The following is a 16,331-nucleotide window of genomic DNA, read 5'->3' as shown; positions in this document are numbered from 1 at the left end:
CAAGAAGCGTGATGAACTCGCGCCGCCGCATCATAGCCCTGGTCAATTCACGAAGCATCTTATCGGTTCAAACGAATACCATTGATACGGGCTGAACCGGCATCAAAACCATTACCGCAGTGCATTGCTAATGTCGCAGTTGGGTCAACAAGCCGTCGATGACGACCAAGCCGGGCAACTTCCGCTTTACACCTGCAAGCCGACGTTTTTGAGCACGCGCCCTGTCTAATCCGTCGTCAGCGCGGTCTCGAGATCGGTCGGATCGATCTGCCTTGCGAGATTGGCGGTGAGCTTGTCGCGGTCGAGCTCGCCCTCCCACCAGGCGACGATCACGCAGGCAACGCCGTTGCCGCAGAGATTGGTCAGCGCGCGGCATTCGCTCATGAACTTGTCGATGCCGAGCACGACCGCCATGCCCGGCACGAGCCGCGGATCGACCACGGCGAGCGTCGCCGCCAGCGTGATGAAGCCTGCGCCGGTGATGCCGGAAGCCCCCTTCGAGGTCAGCATCGCCACGATCAGGATGGTCAGTTGCTGGCCGAAGGTGAGATCGACGCCGAGCGCCTGTGCGATGAACAGCGTCGCCAGCGTCATGTAGATGTTGGTGCCGTCGAGGTTGAACGAATAACCGGTGGGTACGACGAGGCCGACCACGGATTTCGAGCAGCCGAGCCGCTCCAGCTTCTCCATCATCGAGGGCAGCGCGCTTTCCGAGGACGAGGTGCCGAGCACGATCAGGAGCTCGTCCTTGATGTAGGCCAAAAACTTCAGGATCGAGAAGCCGGCGATGCGCGCGATGATGCCGAGCACCACGAACACGAACAGCGCCGCGGTCAGATAGAACGTCGCGATCAGCCCGATCAAATTGAGGATCGCGCCGGTGCCGAACTTGCCGATGGTGTAGGCCATGGCGCCGAACGCGCCGATCGGGGCTGCGCGCATCACGATGGAGATGACGCCGAACACCGCGTGCGCGGCGTCGTCGATGAAGGCGCGGATGGTGTGGCCGCGCTCGCCGAGCCCCATGAGCGCGAAGCCGAACAGCACCGAGAACAGCAGCACCTGCAGGATCTCGCCCTGCGCGAAGGCGCCGACCACGGTGTCGGGAATGATGTGCAGTACGAAGTCGACCGACTTCTGCGCCTCGGCCTGCTTGGCGTAGGTCGCGACCGCCTGCGCGTTCGCCGCGGCATTGCCGAATCCCGCACCGGGCCTGACGACATTGCCGACGATGAGCCCGATCACGAGCGCGAAGGTCGAGACCACCTCGAAATAGACCAGCGCCTTGACGCCGATGCGGCCCACCTTCTTGGCGTCCTGGATGTGAGCGATGCCCGAGACCACGGTGCAGAAGATGATCGGGGCGATCACCATCTTGATCAGCTTGATGAAGCCGTCGCCCATCGCCTTGATCCAGTCGTTGGTGGCAACCGAGGGCCACAGCCAGCCGACGATGACGCCGAGCACGATGGCGATCAGCACCTGGACATAGAGCACCTTGTACCAAGGCTTGGCTGCGCTGGGCGGCGCGACGGCTGCTCCGGTTGCGGACGCTTCGGCCATGACGTCACTCCCCCTGCGCACAGGCGTTTGCACCGACGGGACAGCCAAAATCCATCGGACGCATGGAGTCAATGGCGTTCCCGGCGTCGTGCCGTCCCGGAACTGCTAACCCAGCCAGCGGGCGATCCGCCTGACCGCCTCGTGCATCTCCTCCGCCGAGCGGGCGTAGGAGAAGCGGATGAACGAGCGGCCGTGGATCGGATCGAAGTCGATGCCCGGGGTCGCGGCGACGTGCGCCTGCTCCAGCATCTGCTTGGCGAAGTCGAGACTGTCGGCGGTGAAATCCGAGACGTCGGCATAGAGGTAGAATGCGCCGTCGGCGGGCAGGAACCGGCTCAGCCCGGCCTTCGGCAATCCCTCGATCAGGATACGCCGGTTCTCCTGGTAGCCATGCTTGATCGCCTCCATCTCCGCAGTGCCGTCGAAGGCGGCTTCGGCCGCGATCTGCGACAGTGCCGGCACCGAGATCGACAGGTTCTGCTGCAGCCGCTCGATCGGCCGCACCAGGATTTCCGGCACTACCATCCAGCCGACGCGCCAGCCGGTCATGCAGAAATATTTCGAGAACGAGTTTATCACCAGCGCCTGGTCGGACAGCGCCGCCGCGGTCACGGCAGGAAAGGCATAGTCGAGACCGTGATAGATTTCGTCCGAGATGAAGCGGATGCCTGCGCCCTCGGCCGCCGCGATCAGGCCCGACAACGCCTCCCTCGACATCATCGTGCCGGTGGGATTGGCGGGACTGCCGACCAGCACGCCCCTGAGCGGCGTCCGGCGATGCGCCGCGAGCAGGGCTTCGCCGGTCAGCGCGTGGCGCGTCTCGTTGCTGGTCTCGATCAGCACCGGCTCGCAGCCGAGCGCAGTCAGGATGTGGCGGTAGGGCGGATAGCCGGGCACGGTGACCGCGACGCGGTCGCCCGGCTCGAACATCGACAGGAACGCCAGGATGAAGCCGCCGGACGAGCCGGTCGTCACCACGACCCGGTCGGGACTGATCGCGCAACCATAGGCATCGCGGTAATGGCGGGCGATGCGCTCGCGCAGCGAGGGAATGCCGAGCGCGGAGGTATAGTCGACCCGTCCCGCGTCGAGCGCGGCATGGGCCGCGGCGATCGCCGTCTTCGGCGCCGACGCCGCGGGCTGGCCGACCTCCATGTGGATGACGTGGCCGCCGGCCGCCTCGATTCGCGCCGCGGCCGCCATCACGTCCATCACCATGAACGGGGGAACATCGCTGCGGCGGGAGGGCTCCAGCAACCCGCCTACCCGGTTTCTCAATGTCGCCTCAACCATCAATATCTGCTATTTCGCTGCGGTCCGGACCTCGGGGGTCGGGAAGCGGGGCTCGCGCCCCAGATGGGCCGCATTGTGCGGCTGAAGAGGGCATATCCCGTATCCGGTCCGCCGCCAATCGCCAAGACCAATCACGAAACCGTCCTTCAAGACCGATCGATGTCGCTCGACCTCACCCTGCGCAACAAGGCCTCTGCCCTGACCGCCATCGTCACCGCCGCCGCAATCGTGCTGGCGCCGCTTCCGGCCGCCCGGGCACAGGTCAAGGGGCCTCCGGTCCTGCGCGACACCGAGACCGAGCAGTTGCTGCGCGAATACACCAGGCCGATCCTGCGCGCCGCGGGCCTCGAGAAGCAGAACATCCAGATGGTGATCCTCAACGACGGCTCGTTCAACGCGTTCGTCGCCGATGGTCGCCGCATCTTCGTCAATTACGGCGCCATCATGCAATCGGAGACGCCGAACCAGCTGATCGGCGTGCTCGCGCACGAGACCGGGCACCTCGCCGGCGGCCATCTCGCCAAGCTGCGCCAGGAGCTCGCCAACGCCCAGACCCAGATGATCATCGCGATGCTGCTCGGCGCCGGCGCCCTCGTCGCCGGCGCCAGGAGCGGCAACGCCAATAGCGGCCTCGCCAATGCCGGCGCGGCCGCCATCTCCGGCCCGCAGGCGATGATCCAGCGCTCGCTGCTGTCCTACCAGCGCCAGCAGGAAGAGAACGCCGACCGCGCCGGCGTGAAGTTCCTGACCGCGACCGGCCAGTCGGCGCGCGGCATGTACGAGACCTTCAAGCGCTTCACCAGCGAGAGCCTGTTCGCCGCGCGCGGCGCCGATCCCTACCTGCAGTCGCACCCGATGCCGGCCGACCGCGTCGAGGCGCTGCAGGGGCTGGCGCGGTCGAGCCCCTATTGGGACAAGAAGGACGATCCGGCGCTGCAGCTCCGCCACGACATGGTGCGCGCCAAGATCTCCGCCTTCATGGAGCGCCCCGAGACCGTCTATCGGCGCTATCCGCAATCCAACGACAGCGTGCCAGCGCGCTACGCACGTGCGATCAGCACCTATCTGCACGGCGACCTGCGCAGCGCGCTTGCCCAGATCGACGGGCTGATCCAGCTTCAGCCCAACAACCCGTATTTCTACGAGGTGCGCGGCCAAGCGCTGCTGGAGAGCGGCAAGCCGGCCGAAGCCATTCCGGCCCTGCAGAAGGCGGTCCATCTCTCCGGCAATGCACCGCTCATCGAGATGTTACTTGGGCAGGCCCTCGTCGGAACCGATAATAAGGCCTACACGGACGAAGCCATCCGGATGCTCCGCGCCGCGGTGGCGCGGGAACCGGAGGCGCCGATCGGCTATACGCAGCTCGCCATGGCCTATGGCCGCAAGGGGAACTATGCGGAGGCCGATCTGGCGTCGGCGCAGGCGGCTTACCTGCGCGGCGACAACAAGACCGCCCGCGAGCTTGCCACGCGTGCGAAAACCCGTTTCGCCGTCGGCACGCCCGGATGGGTCAAGGCCGACGATATCGTGACGGCGAAGCCGCCGCGCGGTAACCAGAACTGAACCGAGTCCGTCCAAGTCACGTCTAGCCAAGTCACGTCCAGAGTTTCCCGTCGGGGACGTTCTCCGACACCGCTTTCGACAAGAGGATTTGCCAATGCCTTCGCTGCGCCTGCTCGTTCCCGCGCTCCTTGCGCTCGCCATGTTCGGCGCATCGACGCCCGCCTCGGCCGACAGCTTCTCCGATTCCCAGCGCACCGAGATCGAGGCGATCGTCAGGAACTACCTCGTCACCCATCCCGAGGTGCTCGAAGAGGCGATGACCGAGCTCAGCAAGCGCCAGGCCGCCGCCGAAACCGAGAAGCACGAGGCCAGCATCGCCAAGAATGCGGATGCGATCTTCTCCTCGCCGCGCCAGGTCACGCTCGGCAACAAGGACGGCGACGTCACCTTCGTCGAGTTCTTCGACTACAATTGCGGCTACTGCAAACGTGCGATGGCCGACATGATCGAGCTGATGAAGACCGATCCCAAGCTCAAGGTGGTGCTGAAGGAGTTTCCGGTGCTGAGCCAGGGATCGGTGGAAGCTGCCCAGGTCGCGGTCGCCGTGCGCATGCAGGATCCGACCGGCAAGAAATATCTCGACTTCCACCAGAAGCTGCTGGGCGGCCGCGGCCAGGCCGACAAGGCGCACGCGCTGGCCGCCGCCAAGGAAGCCGGCCTCGACACCGCCAGGATCGAGAAAGACCTCGCCAATCCGGAGGTACGCGCCACCATCGAGGAGAATTTCAAGCTCGCCGAAGCGATGGGCATGAACGGCACGCCGAGCTACGTGATCGGCAAGCAGATCATCGTCGGCGCCGTCGGCCTCGAGGCGCTGAAGGAGAAGATCGGCATCGCGCGTTGCGGCAAGGCGACCTGCTAGCTGTGTCTTCCGATCGCGTCTGACCACGAAGGCCGGCCGAACAGCCGGCCTTTTCCTTTTGTGTCGCAATCGTCTTTGTGTCGCGAATCCGGCGCGGCCATTCATCGCGCGTTTAGCAAACAAATGTCGGCGCTCCCCCGGAGTTCCGGAACAACTGATTTCTCCTGTCGTTGTCGGCGCGGGCAATGAACGCAAGACACGTGAGGAGGTATTCAATGACACATCGCTTTCTGATCTCGGTTGCCGCCGCGGCGCTTCTCGCCGGAACAGGCATGGCGAACGCGCAAGGCACCATGGGCCGGGACGCCGGCGGGGCCGGCGCGCAGCCCGCCCAGCAGCACGCGCAGCCCTCGACGGGCGGCGCCGCCGAGCACGGCAGCGCGACCGGTAAGCACGAGAAGGGCACGGTGGGACAGGCCGGCGGATCCGGCACGATGAAGCCGGGCGCGGCCGACGAGAAATCGGAGAAGTCGGGCGCGATGAAGAACGAGCATTCCGGCGCGATGAACAAGAACCAGTCGGTCGAGGACAAGGCCGGCGCGACCAAGGGTCAGCGCAGCGACGAGCGCGCCCAGGGTCCGCAGGAGAAATCGAAGAGCATGAGCTCGGAGAACATGTCCAAGTCCAGCAAGGACAAGGACATGAAGGCCGAGGGCAGGAACGGGCCGGCCAACACCAACAACGCCGAGAACCGCGAGAACCGTCAGGGCACCAGCACCGACATGAAGGCCGAAGGCAAGACCGGCGCATCGTCCTCGACCGTCGGACAGGCCGGCGCCGGCGCCAAGCTCTCGACCGAGCAGCGCACGCAGATCACCTCGGTGATCCGCAGCGAGCGCGTGGCTCCCGCGACCCACGTGAACTTCTCGATCGCGGTCGGCACTCGCGTGCCGCACGAAGGCATCGAGCTGCACACGCTTCCGAGCAGGGTCGTGACGATCTATCCGGAGTGGCGGAGCTACAAGTACATCCTGGTCCGCGACGAGATCGTGATCATCGACCCCAATACCTACGAGATCGTCGCCGTTCTCAACGCCTGAGGACGACCCATATCGGCAATCCCTCGGGGCGGGCAGCCATGCCCGCCCCCTTGCCGTGCCCGCACGCCACGCCCCGGACCGGTTAACAAGCAATTTCCGTGGCTTCCACACAGGTTTTTGCACGCCGGATGAGCCGATTGAGGCACCCCTCGAGGCCCTTCGAGGCTTCCCCTCCACCGCTTTGTTACCTATAACCCCCGCCACCTGCCGACAGCACCCTGCGCGGAATCCGAATGGCCGAGCCAGCGACCGACACGATCTATGTTCTCAACGGGCCGAACCTCAATCTCTTGGGGACGCGCGAGCCGGAGAAATACGGCCATGCGACGCTGGCCGACGTGGAGACGCTGTGCCGGGAGACCGCGGCGCAGTTCGGGCTGAAGGCCGACTGCCGTCAGTCCAACCGCGAAGGCGAGCTGATCGACTTCATCCATGAGGCCGGCAGCAGGAAGGCCGCGGGCATCATCATCAATGCCGGCGGATATTCGCACACCTCGATCGCGATTCACGACGCGCTGCTCGGCGTCAGGATCCCGGCCGTCGAGGTGCACGTCACCAACGTCCATGCCCGCGAGAGCTTCCGTCACCAGTCCTTCACCGCCCGCGCCGCCTTCGCGTCGCTGTGCGGCTTCGGCATCGACGGCTACCGGCTCGCGATATCGGGCCTTGCCGCCAAAATCGGGCTCAAGCCCGGCGGCAAGCCGGTTACGCCCAAAGCCTGACGCACGCTTACAACAGAGGTTCGGATAAGAGATCATGGCGCGCCAGCCAGACGACAAATCAGCCGCAAGCTTCTCCAGCGAGGACAGCGCGCTCATCCGCGAGCTCGCCAACCTGCTCGACGAGACCAGCCTCACCGAGATCGAGTTCGAGCGCGCGGGCCTGCGCCTGCGCGTCGCCCGCAACGTCACCGTCGCCGCCGCCGTTCCGGCGCCGGTATTCGCGGCCGCCGCTGCCATGCCGGCTGCCGCAGCGGCTCAGGCGACCGCGCCCGCCGACCTGTCGAAACATCCGGGCGCCGTCACCTCGCCGATGGTCGGCACCGCCTATTGGGCGCCGGAGCCCGGCGCAAAACCCTTCATCGAGATCGGCACCAAGGTCTCGGTCGGCCAGACGCTCCTGATCATCGAGGCGATGAAGACGATGAACCAGATCCCCTCGCCGCGCGCCGGCACGGTGACGCAGATCCTGGTCGAGGACGGCCAGCCGGTCGAGTTCGGCGAGCCGCTGGTGATCATTGAGTAGGCGAGTGGCGAATAGCGAGTAGCGAATGGTTACTCCGCCCTATTCGCTATTCGCCATTCCCTATTCGCCCCCGAGGCACCATGTTCGACAAGATCCTCATAGCCAATCGCGGCGAGATCGCCCTTCGCATCCTGCGGGCCTGCAAGGAGCTCGGCATCGCGACCGTCGCCGTGCACTCGACCGCCGACGCCGACGCCATGCATGTGCGGCTGTCGGACGAGAGCGTGTGCATCGGGCCGCCGCCGTCCAAGGACAGCTATCTCAACATCCCGGCGCTGCTCGCCGCCTGCGAGATCACAGGCGCCGATGCGGTGCATCCGGGCTACGGCTTCCTGTCCGAGAACGCGCGCTTCGCCGAAATCCTCGCCGAGCACAATCTGCATTTCATCGGTCCGAAGGCCGAGCACATCCGCCTGATGGGCGACAAGATCGAGGCCAAGAAGACCGCCAGGAAGCTCGGCATTCCCGTGGTGCCCGGCTCCGACGGCGCGGTGGGGACCGCCGACGAGGCCACGGCGATCGCCACCGGGATCGGCTTTCCGGTGCTGGTGAAGGCGGCCGCCGGCGGCGGCGGCCGCGGCATGAAGGTCGCGCGAACGCCGGACGACCTCGCGCTCGCGCTGCAGACCGCGGCCACCGAGGCCAAGGCGGCCTTCGGCGACGCCTCCGTCTATCTGGAGAAATATCTGGAGAAGCCGCGCCACATCGAGATCCAGGTGCTCGGCGACGGACGCGGCGGCGCCATCCATCTCGGCGAGCGCGACTGCTCGCTGCAGCGCCGCCACCAGAAGGTCTGGGAGGAAGGCCCCTCCCCGGTGATCGCGGCCGCCGCGCGCAAGAGGATCGGCGAGACGGTCGCCAAGGCGATGCGCGAGATGAAGTATCTCGGCGTCGGCACCGTCGAGTTCCTCTACGAGGACGGCGAGTTCTACTTCATCGAGATGAACACGCGCATCCAGGTGGAGCATCCCGTCACCGAGAGCATCACCGACATCGACCTCGTGCTGGAGCAGATCCGCATCGCCGCCGGCGGCGAGCTGCCGGCCCGGCAGGAGGAGATCGCGATCATCGGTCACGCCATCGAGTGCCGCGTCAACGCCGAGAACCCGCAGACCTTCCGTCCCTCGCCCGGACGCATCTCGCAGTACCATCCGCCCGGCGGCCTCGGCGTGCGGATCGATTCCGCGGTCTACCAGGGCTATGTCATCCCGCCCTATTACGATTCCCTCGTCGGCAAGCTGATCGTGCACGGCAAGACCCGTGCCGAATGCCTGATGCGGCTGCGCCGGGCGCTCGACGAAATGGTGGTCGACGGCATCGAGACCACGCTGCCGCTGTTCCGTGCGCTGGTGCGCGAGCCCGCCATCATCGACGGCGACTATCACATCCACTGGCTGGAACACTATCTCGCCGGCCAGGCCGAGGACTGATCCGGCGGAACGAGAGGGCCGATCGCCGCAAAAAATCTCCCACGGGCCGGGAACCCGACGTCGATCGCGACGTTGGCACAGTGTTTTCGCTCGGGGGAGTTGAAATTCTGACGCGTTGGAATGGATCATCTGGCCGTGTCGCCTGACAGCAGGCGGCGGCGTGCCCTTGGGCAAATCCTGCTGTTTGCGGCAGGATTGCTGGTGCTGACGGTGATCAGCGCCGGGTCGGTGTATCTCGTCAACAAGGCCCGCAGCGACAATGCCTGGGTGGTCCACACCATCGAGGTGGAGAACCAGGTCAACGCGCTGCTGCTGGAAATCCGCCGCGCCGAAAGCGGGGCGCGCGGCTATCTCCTGACCAGGGAACCCGAATTCCTGGCCGACCACGAGGCCGCCGCCGCCGCGGTCCTGCCCGCGCTCGACCAGTTGTCCCGCCTCACCGCCGACAATCCCGTGCACCTGGACAACGTCGGGAAGCTCAAGGCGGCGATCGGAATCCGGCTCGATCAGTTTTCGCGCGAAATGGACTTCGTCAAGCAAGGAAAGCCGGAACGCGCCGTCGCACTGGTGCGCGAGGACGCCGCCGCCGACACCACCGCCACGATCCGCCAGATCGCGCAAGCCATGATGGGCGAGGAGGAGCGGCTGTTCACGCTGCGCACGGCCAATGCCGACCGCAGCCAGACGCTGGCGGCGTCCATGACCGGCATCGGGTCGGGGCTCGTCGTGGTGCTGGCCCTGATCTCGACCGGCCTGGTGCGGCGCTCCGCGCGCGCCCGCGACGAGGCGGAGGCGCGGCTGCGCGACGCCAATCTCAACCTGGAGGCCACCGTCGACTCGCGCACGGCGGACCTGCGCGAGGCCAACGCCGAAATCCAGCGCTTCGCCTACATCGTCAGCCACGACCTGCGCTCGCCGCTGGTCAACATCATGGGCTTCACCAGCGAGCTGGAGGAGCTCGGCCGCGACGTGTTCCGGCGCATCGGCGGCCTCACCCATGTCCCGGCCGGGGGCCCGCCGGTCGCGGCGAACGAAGCCGACGAGCTGCCGCTGGAGGCGCCGGACAAGCAGCTCTCGCGCGACTTCTCCGAGGCGCTCGGCTTCATCAAGTCCTCGATCGCCAAGATGGACCGGCTGATCTCGGCGATCCTCAACCTCACCCGCGAAGGCCGACGCGAGTTCGAGCCGGTCAACATCGACACGCGCGAGCTGATCGCGGGGATCGTGGAGACGCTCGCGCATCAGGCGGCGGAAGCGCAGGCTGAAATCCGCATCGGCGAACTGCCGGACGTCGTCAGCGACCGCCTTGCGCTGGAGCAGATCTTCTCCAATCTGATCGACAATGCCGTCAAGTATCTCAGGGTCGGCGTTCCCGGGGAGATCGCCGTTCGCGGGCGCACCAAGCTCGGCTACGCGATCTTCGAGATCCGCGACAACGGGCGCGGCATCGATCCCAGGGACCACCAGCGCATCTTCGACCTGTTCCGCCGCGCCGGAACCCAGGACAAGCCGGGTCAGGGCATAGGACTTGCACATGTCCGGGCATTGGTCCGCCGGCTGGGCGGGACGATGTCGGTGTCGTCGGAACTCAACGCAGGCAGCACGTTCACCGTCACGCTGCCGATCAAATGGAATGCCAGCAATCGGAACGCCGAACCATGACCCAACCCGTGACCATCATCATGATCGAGGACGACGAGGGCCACGCCCGCCTGATCGAGCGCAATATCCGCCGTTCCGGCGTCAACAACGAGATCGTCCCCTTCGCCAACGGCACCGACGCCATGAGACACCTGTTCGGCGCCGACGGCTCCGGCCTCGTGCAGAAGGGCCGTGCGCTCCTGATCCTGCTCGACCTCAACCTGCCCGACATGACCGGAATCGACATCCTGAGGCAGATCAAGGAAAACAAGCATCTGAGGGCCTCGCCCGTGGTGGTGCTGACCACCACCGACGACTCCCAGGAGATTACGCGCTGCTACGAGCTCGGCTGCAACGTCTACATCACCAAGCCCGTCAATTACGAGAATTTCGCCAACGCCATCCGTCAACTTGGGCTATTCTTTTCCGTGATCCAGGTCCCGTCCGCCGCCACATGACCATGTCGGCACCAACGCTGCTCTACATCGACGACGACGGCGCGCTCGCGCGTCTGGTCGAGCGCGGCCTGACGCGCCGCGGCTTCAACGTCGTGCACGCGGCAAGCGGCGAGGACGGACTGAGGCGGCTGCGCGAGGGCGGCATCGACGTCGTCGCGCTCGACCAGTACATGCCCGGCCTCGACGGGCTGGAGACGCTGGAGCAGATCATGGCGATCCCGGATGCGCCGCCGGTGGTCTTCGTCACGGCATCCCAGGATTCCAGCATCGCCGTCACCGCGCTGAAGGCCGGTGCCGCCGACTACCTGGTCAAGGACCTCCAGGGCGAGTTCGTTCCGCTGCTGCACGTCGCGGCCGAAGGCGCGCTGCGCCAAGCCGAGCTGCAGAAGGCGCGCGAGGAGGCGGAGGCGGAGGTCCACGCCTCCCGCGACCGCTATGCCGCGCTCGCCGCCGAGCGCGAGCTTCTGCTGCGCGAAGTCAACCACCGCGTCGGCAATTCGCTGCAGATCATCGCCTCGCTGCTGCATCTGCAGGCGAGTTCCGCCGCGCAGGAGGAAGTCAAGGCCGCGCTCACCAACGCCATGGGCCGCGTCGCGGCGGTGGCGCAGGTGCATCGCCGCCTCTACACCTCGCAGGACCTGAAGAGCGTGAACCTGCAGCAATATCTGGATGCGCTGATCGAGGACCTGCGCCGCTCGGCCGAGGGCAACCGCATGTCGCGCCTGACGTTGCAGGCCGAGCCGATCGAGATCGATCCCGACCGCGCGGTTGCGATCGGCATCATCGCCAACGAGCTCGTCATGAACGCGGTGAAATACGCCTATCCCGACGGCGCCGGTCCCATTCACGTCGAGCTTGCCGCGCGCAGCGACGATCTCGTGCTGTCGATCGCCGACGAGGGCGTCGGCGACAAGGCGCGGGCCGATCCGCGCTCTACCGGCATGGGCCAGCGCATCGTTGCGGCCATGGCCTCCAAACTCGACGGCTGCGTCGAACGCGACCTCGCACATGCCGGCACCCGGATCGTGCTCAGGTTCCGCCGCGTGGTCGCGCCCGCCGGCGGCACCAGCGTCGCCGCCGCAAGCTGACCCGGCTCACGCACTTCCCATCGCAAGCGCATCGCGATCCTGCTATGGTTCGCGCATGACCTCGCGCGACTCCGCCTCGTCTGAAATCACGCCGGCCGTGCTGTTGCGTGCCTATGCGTGCGGCATCTTTCCGATGGCCGAGAGCGCCGACGACCCGACGCTGTTCTGGGTCGAGCCGGAGATGCGCGGCGTGATCCCGCTCGCAGGCTTTCGCGTCGCCTCGCGGCTTGCGCGCACCGTGCGCTCCGATGCGTTTCGCGTGACCGTCAACACCGCGTTCAAGGCGACGATTGCCGGCTGCGCCGCGCCGCAGGCCGGGCGCGAGGACACCTGGATCAACAAGCGCATCCGCGACCTCTATGGTGGCCTGCACGATCTCGGGCACTGCCACAGCGTCGAGGTCTGGCAGGAGGGCGATCTCGTCGGCGGGCTCTACGGCGTCAGTCTCGGGCGCGCCTTCTTCGGCGAGAGCATGTTCCACCGCATCCGCGATGCGTCCAAGGTCGCGCTGGTGCATCTCGTTGCGCGCCTGATCCATGGCGGCTTCGAGCTGCTCGACACCCAGTATGTCACCGAGCATCTGCGCAGTTTCGGCGCGGTCGAGATTTCGCGGCGGCGCTACACCGCGCTGCTCGACAAGGCGCTTGCCGGCGAGCCCGCGGATTTCATGAAGTTGCCCGCCGACCGCCCGGTGCCGGGCGCGCGTGCGCTCGAGATCATCGCGTCGCGGAGCTGATCAGCGGCCGAACCCCGGGAAGAGGCTCGGCGGCTGCGGCGGAGGAGGTGGCGGTGGCTGCTGTTGCAGCGGCTGCGGCGGGCGCTGCTGAACGGCCTGCTTGGGCGCGGGCTTCTTCTGCGCCGGCGGGGGCGGCGGCTTGACCGGCTCGGGTGCAGCGGTCGCGATCGTCGTCTGCGGCTCCTTGCAGTCGGTGAGCCAGATGTCGTAGATCGGATGCTCGACGCCGTGCAGGCCCGGGCTTGCCGCGTACATCCAGCCCGAGAAGATCCGCTTTACCTCGCCCTGCAGGGTGATCTCGTCGACCTCGACGAAGGCGTCGGTGTTGGCGGCCTCCGTCGCCGGCCGTGTGTAGCAGGCGTCGGTCTTGACCCGCAGCGCGCCGAACTGAACGGTCTCGCCGATGTCCTCGTCGAAATTGATGATGCGGCCGGTGATCTTGTCGAGGCCCGAGAAGGTCGCCTTCTTGTTCACGATCTTCTGCGCCGGCGGCTCGGTGACGATCTCGTCGCCCGGCTGCAGGCTCGCCGGCGTCTGCGGCACCCCGTTCTGCGGCGCGCCCTTTGGCTGGCGCTGTCCGGGCGGCAGGCCCGGGAGCGTCGGATTGGCGCCGGGCTGGGGACTGGGCGGCGCGACCGCAACCGACGGCGGCTGGTTCTGCGGCACGACCGTGGTCCCCGGCGGCGGCGCCAGCGGCTGCGACTGCACCGGCCCCGGCATGGCGTTGCCCTGCTGCGACGGATAGGCACGGTTCGGCGTCGGCAGCACGCGGCCCTGCCGCGGCAACTCGGGCACCTCCTCGTCGTCGTCCGGCGCCTGCTGCTGATTGCCGCGGGGAATGCTGCCCGGCGGCCGCGGCGGCGGATCGGAGAAGATCGTGCCGATCTGAGCGCGCGCCGGCGGCGGCGCGAGCGCCGTCGCCGCGGCGGCCAGCAGGGCCGCAAGACCGGTCAAGGCAAGGTTTCGAGACATCTGGCGCGGCTTCAACAGCGAATCGGGCTTTCGGGCATTGTACAGGGGGGAACCGCCGCTCGCAGACCATCCGGTTAACACGCCGAATACGGCGGGTTTGCGACTAACGGATTTTCATCAACAAAATCAATATATTTGATTTCGAATGTTGCCACCTTGTTCACCCTTTAACGCTCGCTTCTGGTACGAAACTGGTACGGCGCTAACTCATTTTCTGTCGGCGACCAATAATAGCTGTTAGCTTAGTTAGCCTCTATTCCAGAACTGCCACCACTTCGCTGGCTTAGCGAAGATGTCCCGCTTCGGTGTCGCCAAGAACAGGCGGATCATCAGCGGCAGATATTCGCGCTTCGTCGCGGTCAAGAATTTGCGGACGTCGATGTCGCCCGACTCCCCGGCCATCCGCATTATGTGCAGGCAATCCCGGTTGTCCGCGTCATCGTCGTCAGGATCGTCGTCGCGCGAGAAGCCATGCATGAAGGTGCGCTCTTCCGGCGCAAATTCCTTTCTTACCGCCGCGACCGCAGCCTTCAAACGGGGTCGACTATCCCAATACGCGTCGTAGCCGTCATCGAAATAATCCTCCTCGTAGTATGCGAGCGTGGCATCCGAGAAGCCCATGTCTCGGATGACGCGCTTGAAAGTCTCATCAACCGCTCCGCTGAGAAACGTCGCGAATGTAAGGGCCTTCTTCTGAGCCTCGTTTGAGTGATATAGCTCGCGGTAGTCCTCGCTGAAGCGATCCGCGACTTGCGCCATCGCGTATGAAAACCGCTCGTAGAGCATCTGCACGCCATGCTCGTGATATCGTTCGTCGAAGTCCCATAGGGAGCCAGCGCGCGCCTTTTCGGCCTCATAGCAAACGCTCACGGCGCCGAAGCATCTGTTCATGCATCTCTTGAACAGCTCTGCCTTATCTCCGCGGGTTACGAGATCGGTGAACTCAAGGAACATGCCGCTCTCATCGTGCAGCGCTTACGAGCGCGGCGCGCGTCGAACGAGGACGGCGCCGCTTCGCATTCGGCCACTCATCCCATGTCCGGCCGTCGAGCGTGCGCCCCGTCTTCTTCTTATTCTTTCCGCCCCATTGCTTGAAGTGGAACGGGACGTCCGCGGCGATGCACTGATCGCGTATCGACCGCACCCATTCCTTCGGCATAGGACGTGCGCCCGGTCCGCTCTCGCCGCCCGCGATCGCCCAATCGATGCCTCGCAGGTCCATCTTTTCGAGAGGCCCGAGCAGGGGCTCAAGGCTCAAGAACTTCGTCTTCGCCTTCGTGCGCCGAAGATGGCCGATACGATACAGGTAATCGGCGCTCTCTACCGAAACGCCCATCCATACGTTGTCAGGCCACCGCAGCTTCTTCGATAGCTCTTCAAGACGCTCGGCTCGCTTCGTTAGGACCTGATACGTGTGCTGCGGCGTCTCCTCCATCACCCTGAAGACCTTCTGAATGAAGGCAAGCGGCACGCCGTCATGGAAGAGGTCCGACATTGAGTTAACGAATATCAGGCGGCCCCTTTTCCATTTGCGCGGGATCTCCAGCGACGAGGGGTCTATCTTCACGACGCCATTCCACTTCGCGCGCCCGCCGGACTGCCGCGTCGTTCCCGCGTACTTCTCCTGTCCCATCACGGCGAGCCGCGCGGCGAGGCGCATCGCATAGCAATTCGTGCAGCCAGGAGAGAGGATCGTGCATCCCGCAACCGGATTCCACGTCGCCTCGGTCCATTCGATCTTTGAGTTCGTGGCCATTACTTCTTTTCCTTTGGCGGGAACGTCACCACGATGTCATCGGCGAACGTGCCTTTGCGCCGGTTCGGCTTGCTGGTCGTGATCTTCTTGGCCCCATCGAGCATGTTCAGCGCGTCTTTATAGTTCTTTTCCACGAAGGGATTTATGCCGAGCGCCTTCTGGTGCTCGCGATGTATCGCCACCATCGTGATCTGCCTGCCGTCGAAGAAATCGAGGAGCTCATTGCAAAGGTCGTCGAGGGGCCGGTTGAGCAGGCTCAAGAGCGGCGTCTTCTCGCTCGCCGGCCGCACGTATCCGAACCGTGCGATGCCCTGGCTCTTGTCCTCGCTCGCCTTGTACATGATGTTCTTCATGATCCCGTATCCCAGCGGATGCTTGGTCACGAAGATGAGGTAGTGCGATGTCCGGTCACGCTGCTCATACTCGAACACGTAAGGGATGATGTACGAATAGCCGCGCTCCCGCAGCGCCTCGGCGAACTCTTCGATGATGAGCGCCTCGCGGTTCTCCGGTTGCATGCCGGACGTCAGCTCGCGCAGGCGGTCCGCGCGCTCCTTGCCGAATAGCGCATCGACGTGCTTCGTCACCTTCGGATTTGTCAGCGCGGCGTTGATCCGGTCGAAGGGAAAGAACAGGACCATGTCCGAGCCCCAGCCCTTCATGAGCGCTTCCACCAGCTCGAGC

General features: G+C 65.5%; 16 protein-coding genes. 10 read left to right on the top strand and 6 right to left on the bottom strand.

Features of this window, described 5'->3' with window-relative positions; translation table 11 throughout:
* Positions 1–225 precede the first annotated feature (225 nt).
* Complete coding sequence (locus KGM94_RS15110) at positions 226–1,563, bottom strand: dicarboxylate/amino acid:cation symporter (protein ID WP_300260441.1); 1,338 nt, start codon at positions 1,561–1,563, stop codon at positions 226–228.
* A gap of 105 nt (positions 1,564–1,668) precedes the next feature.
* The gene (locus KGM94_RS15105) at positions 1,669–2,856 is read right to left on the bottom strand and encodes an aminotransferase class I/II-fold pyridoxal phosphate-dependent enzyme (RefSeq protein WP_300260438.1); all 1,188 of its coding nucleotides are present in this window, start codon (positions 2,854–2,856) and stop codon (positions 1,669–1,671) included.
* A 159-nt stretch (positions 2,857–3,015) separates the two neighbouring features.
* Between KGM94_RS15105 and KGM94_RS15100 the strand changes: the two genes are divergently transcribed.
* The 10 genes from KGM94_RS15100 (at position 3,016) to aat (ending at position 12,919) form a co-directional block, all read left to right on the top strand.
* The gene (locus tag KGM94_RS15100; protein WP_300260435.1) at positions 3,016–4,419 is read left to right on the top strand and encodes a M48 family metalloprotease; all 1,404 of its coding nucleotides are present in this window, start codon (positions 3,016–3,018) and stop codon (positions 4,417–4,419) included.
* Between the two features lie 94 nt (positions 4,420–4,513).
* Complete coding sequence (locus tag KGM94_RS15095; protein WP_300260431.1) at positions 4,514–5,281, top strand: DsbA family protein; 768 nt, start codon at positions 4,514–4,516, stop codon at positions 5,279–5,281.
* Positions 5,282–5,496: 215 nt separating this feature from the next.
* Complete coding sequence (locus KGM94_RS15090; RefSeq protein WP_300260428.1) at positions 5,497–6,321, top strand: DUF1236 domain-containing protein; 825 nt, start codon at positions 5,497–5,499, stop codon at positions 6,319–6,321.
* Positions 6,322–6,554: 233 nt separating this feature from the next.
* Entirely contained in the window at positions 6,555–7,043 is a 489-nt protein-coding gene (gene aroQ, locus KGM94_RS15085) for a type II 3-dehydroquinate dehydratase (RefSeq protein WP_300260425.1), read from the top strand.
* A 34-nt stretch (positions 7,044–7,077) separates the two neighbouring features.
* Positions 7,078–7,566 carry an acetyl-CoA carboxylase biotin carboxyl carrier protein gene (accB, locus tag KGM94_RS15080; protein ID WP_300260422.1) on the top strand — a complete coding sequence of 163 codons (489 nt, stop codon included), beginning with the start codon at positions 7,078–7,080 and terminating at the stop codon, positions 7,564–7,566.
* A gap of 80 nt (positions 7,567–7,646) precedes the next feature.
* Positions 7,647–8,996 carry an acetyl-CoA carboxylase biotin carboxylase subunit gene (accC, locus tag KGM94_RS15075; protein ID WP_300260419.1) on the top strand — a complete coding sequence of 450 codons (1,350 nt, stop codon included), beginning with the start codon at positions 7,647–7,649 and terminating at the stop codon, positions 8,994–8,996.
* A 135-nt stretch (positions 8,997–9,131) separates the two neighbouring features.
* Positions 9,132–10,658: a CHASE3 domain-containing protein gene (locus KGM94_RS15070; protein ID WP_300260444.1), complete on the top strand. Its 1,527-nt coding sequence runs from the start codon at positions 9,132–9,134 to the stop codon at positions 10,656–10,658.
* Positions 10,655–11,095 (top strand): response regulator, encoded by a 441-nt coding sequence (locus tag KGM94_RS15065; RefSeq protein ID WP_300260416.1) that lies wholly within the window; start codon positions 10,655–10,657, stop codon positions 11,093–11,095. Before KGM94_RS15070 ends, KGM94_RS15065 begins: the two co-directional genes overlap by 4 nt.
* Complete coding sequence (locus KGM94_RS15060; protein WP_300260413.1) at positions 11,092–12,183, top strand: histidine kinase dimerization/phosphoacceptor domain -containing protein; 1,092 nt, start codon at positions 11,092–11,094, stop codon at positions 12,181–12,183. The genes KGM94_RS15065 and KGM94_RS15060 overlap by 4 nt, the downstream gene beginning before the upstream one ends.
* 55 nt (positions 12,184–12,238) lie before the next feature.
* Positions 12,239–12,919 (top strand): leucyl/phenylalanyl-tRNA--protein transferase, encoded by a 681-nt coding sequence (aat, locus tag KGM94_RS15055; RefSeq protein ID WP_300260409.1) that lies wholly within the window; start codon positions 12,239–12,241, stop codon positions 12,917–12,919.
* On the opposite strand, the gene KGM94_RS15050 is transcribed toward aat, so the two are convergent.
* The 4 genes from KGM94_RS15050 to tcmP all read right to left on the bottom strand — a co-directional run.
* Positions 12,920–13,891: a DUF2155 domain-containing protein gene (locus tag KGM94_RS15050; RefSeq protein ID WP_300260406.1), complete on the bottom strand. Its 972-nt coding sequence runs from the start codon at positions 13,889–13,891 to the stop codon at positions 12,920–12,922.
* A 246-nt stretch (positions 13,892–14,137) separates the two neighbouring features.
* Positions 14,138–14,845 (bottom strand): hypothetical protein, encoded by a 708-nt coding sequence (locus KGM94_RS15045; RefSeq protein WP_300260402.1) that lies wholly within the window; start codon positions 14,843–14,845, stop codon positions 14,138–14,140.
* 7 nt (positions 14,846–14,852) lie between these two features.
* The gene (locus KGM94_RS15040) at positions 14,853–15,647 is read right to left on the bottom strand and encodes a phage Gp37/Gp68 family protein (RefSeq protein ID WP_300260399.1); all 795 of its coding nucleotides are present in this window, start codon (positions 15,645–15,647) and stop codon (positions 14,853–14,855) included.
* A partial coding sequence (tcmP, locus tag KGM94_RS15035) for a three-Cys-motif partner protein TcmP (protein ID WP_300260396.1) occupies positions 15,647–16,331 on the bottom strand: 685 nt, incomplete at its 5' end. The genes KGM94_RS15040 and tcmP, both read right to left, overlap by 1 nt.

Source organism: Bradyrhizobium sp., from assembly GCF_028868675.1.
Taxonomy (GTDB): domain Bacteria; phylum Pseudomonadota; class Alphaproteobacteria; order Rhizobiales; family Xanthobacteraceae; genus Bradyrhizobium.
This window is presented reverse-complemented; position numbering and strand designations above follow the sequence as displayed.

Excerpts from the sequence above, each read along its gene's own strand:
- KGM94_RS15090 (WP_300260428.1), top strand. The coding sequence starts at position 5,497 with ATGACACATCGCTTTCTGATCTCGGTTGCCGCCGCGGCGCTTCTCGCC.
- KGM94_RS15050 (WP_300260406.1), bottom strand. The coding sequence starts at position 13,891 with ATGTCTCGAAACCTTGCCTTGACCGGTCTTGCGGCCCTGCTGGCCGCC.
- aroQ (WP_300260425.1), top strand. The coding sequence starts at position 6,555 with ATGGCCGAGCCAGCGACCGACACGATCTATGTTCTCAACGGGCCGAAC.
- KGM94_RS15045 (WP_300260402.1), bottom strand. The coding sequence starts at position 14,845 with ATGTTCCTTGAGTTCACCGATCTCGTAACCCGCGGAGATAAGGCAGAG.
- KGM94_RS15040 (WP_300260399.1), bottom strand. The coding sequence starts at position 15,647 with ATGGCCACGAACTCAAAGATCGAATGGACCGAGGCGACGTGGAATCCG.
- KGM94_RS15095 (WP_300260431.1), top strand. The coding sequence starts at position 4,514 with ATGCCTTCGCTGCGCCTGCTCGTTCCCGCGCTCCTTGCGCTCGCCATG.
- accC (WP_300260419.1), top strand. The coding sequence starts at position 7,647 with ATGTTCGACAAGATCCTCATAGCCAATCGCGGCGAGATCGCCCTTCGC.
- KGM94_RS15060 (WP_300260413.1), top strand. The coding sequence starts at position 11,092 with ATGACCATGTCGGCACCAACGCTGCTCTACATCGACGACGACGGCGCG.
- KGM94_RS15110 (WP_300260441.1), bottom strand. The coding sequence starts at position 1,563 with ATGGCCGAAGCGTCCGCAACCGGAGCAGCCGTCGCGCCGCCCAGCGCA.
- KGM94_RS15065 (WP_300260416.1), top strand. The coding sequence starts at position 10,655 with ATGACCCAACCCGTGACCATCATCATGATCGAGGACGACGAGGGCCAC.
- aat (WP_300260409.1), top strand. The coding sequence starts at position 12,239 with ATGACCTCGCGCGACTCCGCCTCGTCTGAAATCACGCCGGCCGTGCTG.
- KGM94_RS15100 (WP_300260435.1), top strand. The coding sequence starts at position 3,016 with ATGTCGCTCGACCTCACCCTGCGCAACAAGGCCTCTGCCCTGACCGCC.
- accB (WP_300260422.1), top strand. The coding sequence starts at position 7,078 with ATGGCGCGCCAGCCAGACGACAAATCAGCCGCAAGCTTCTCCAGCGAG.
- KGM94_RS15105 (WP_300260438.1), bottom strand. The coding sequence starts at position 2,856 with ATGGTTGAGGCGACATTGAGAAACCGGGTAGGCGGGTTGCTGGAGCCC.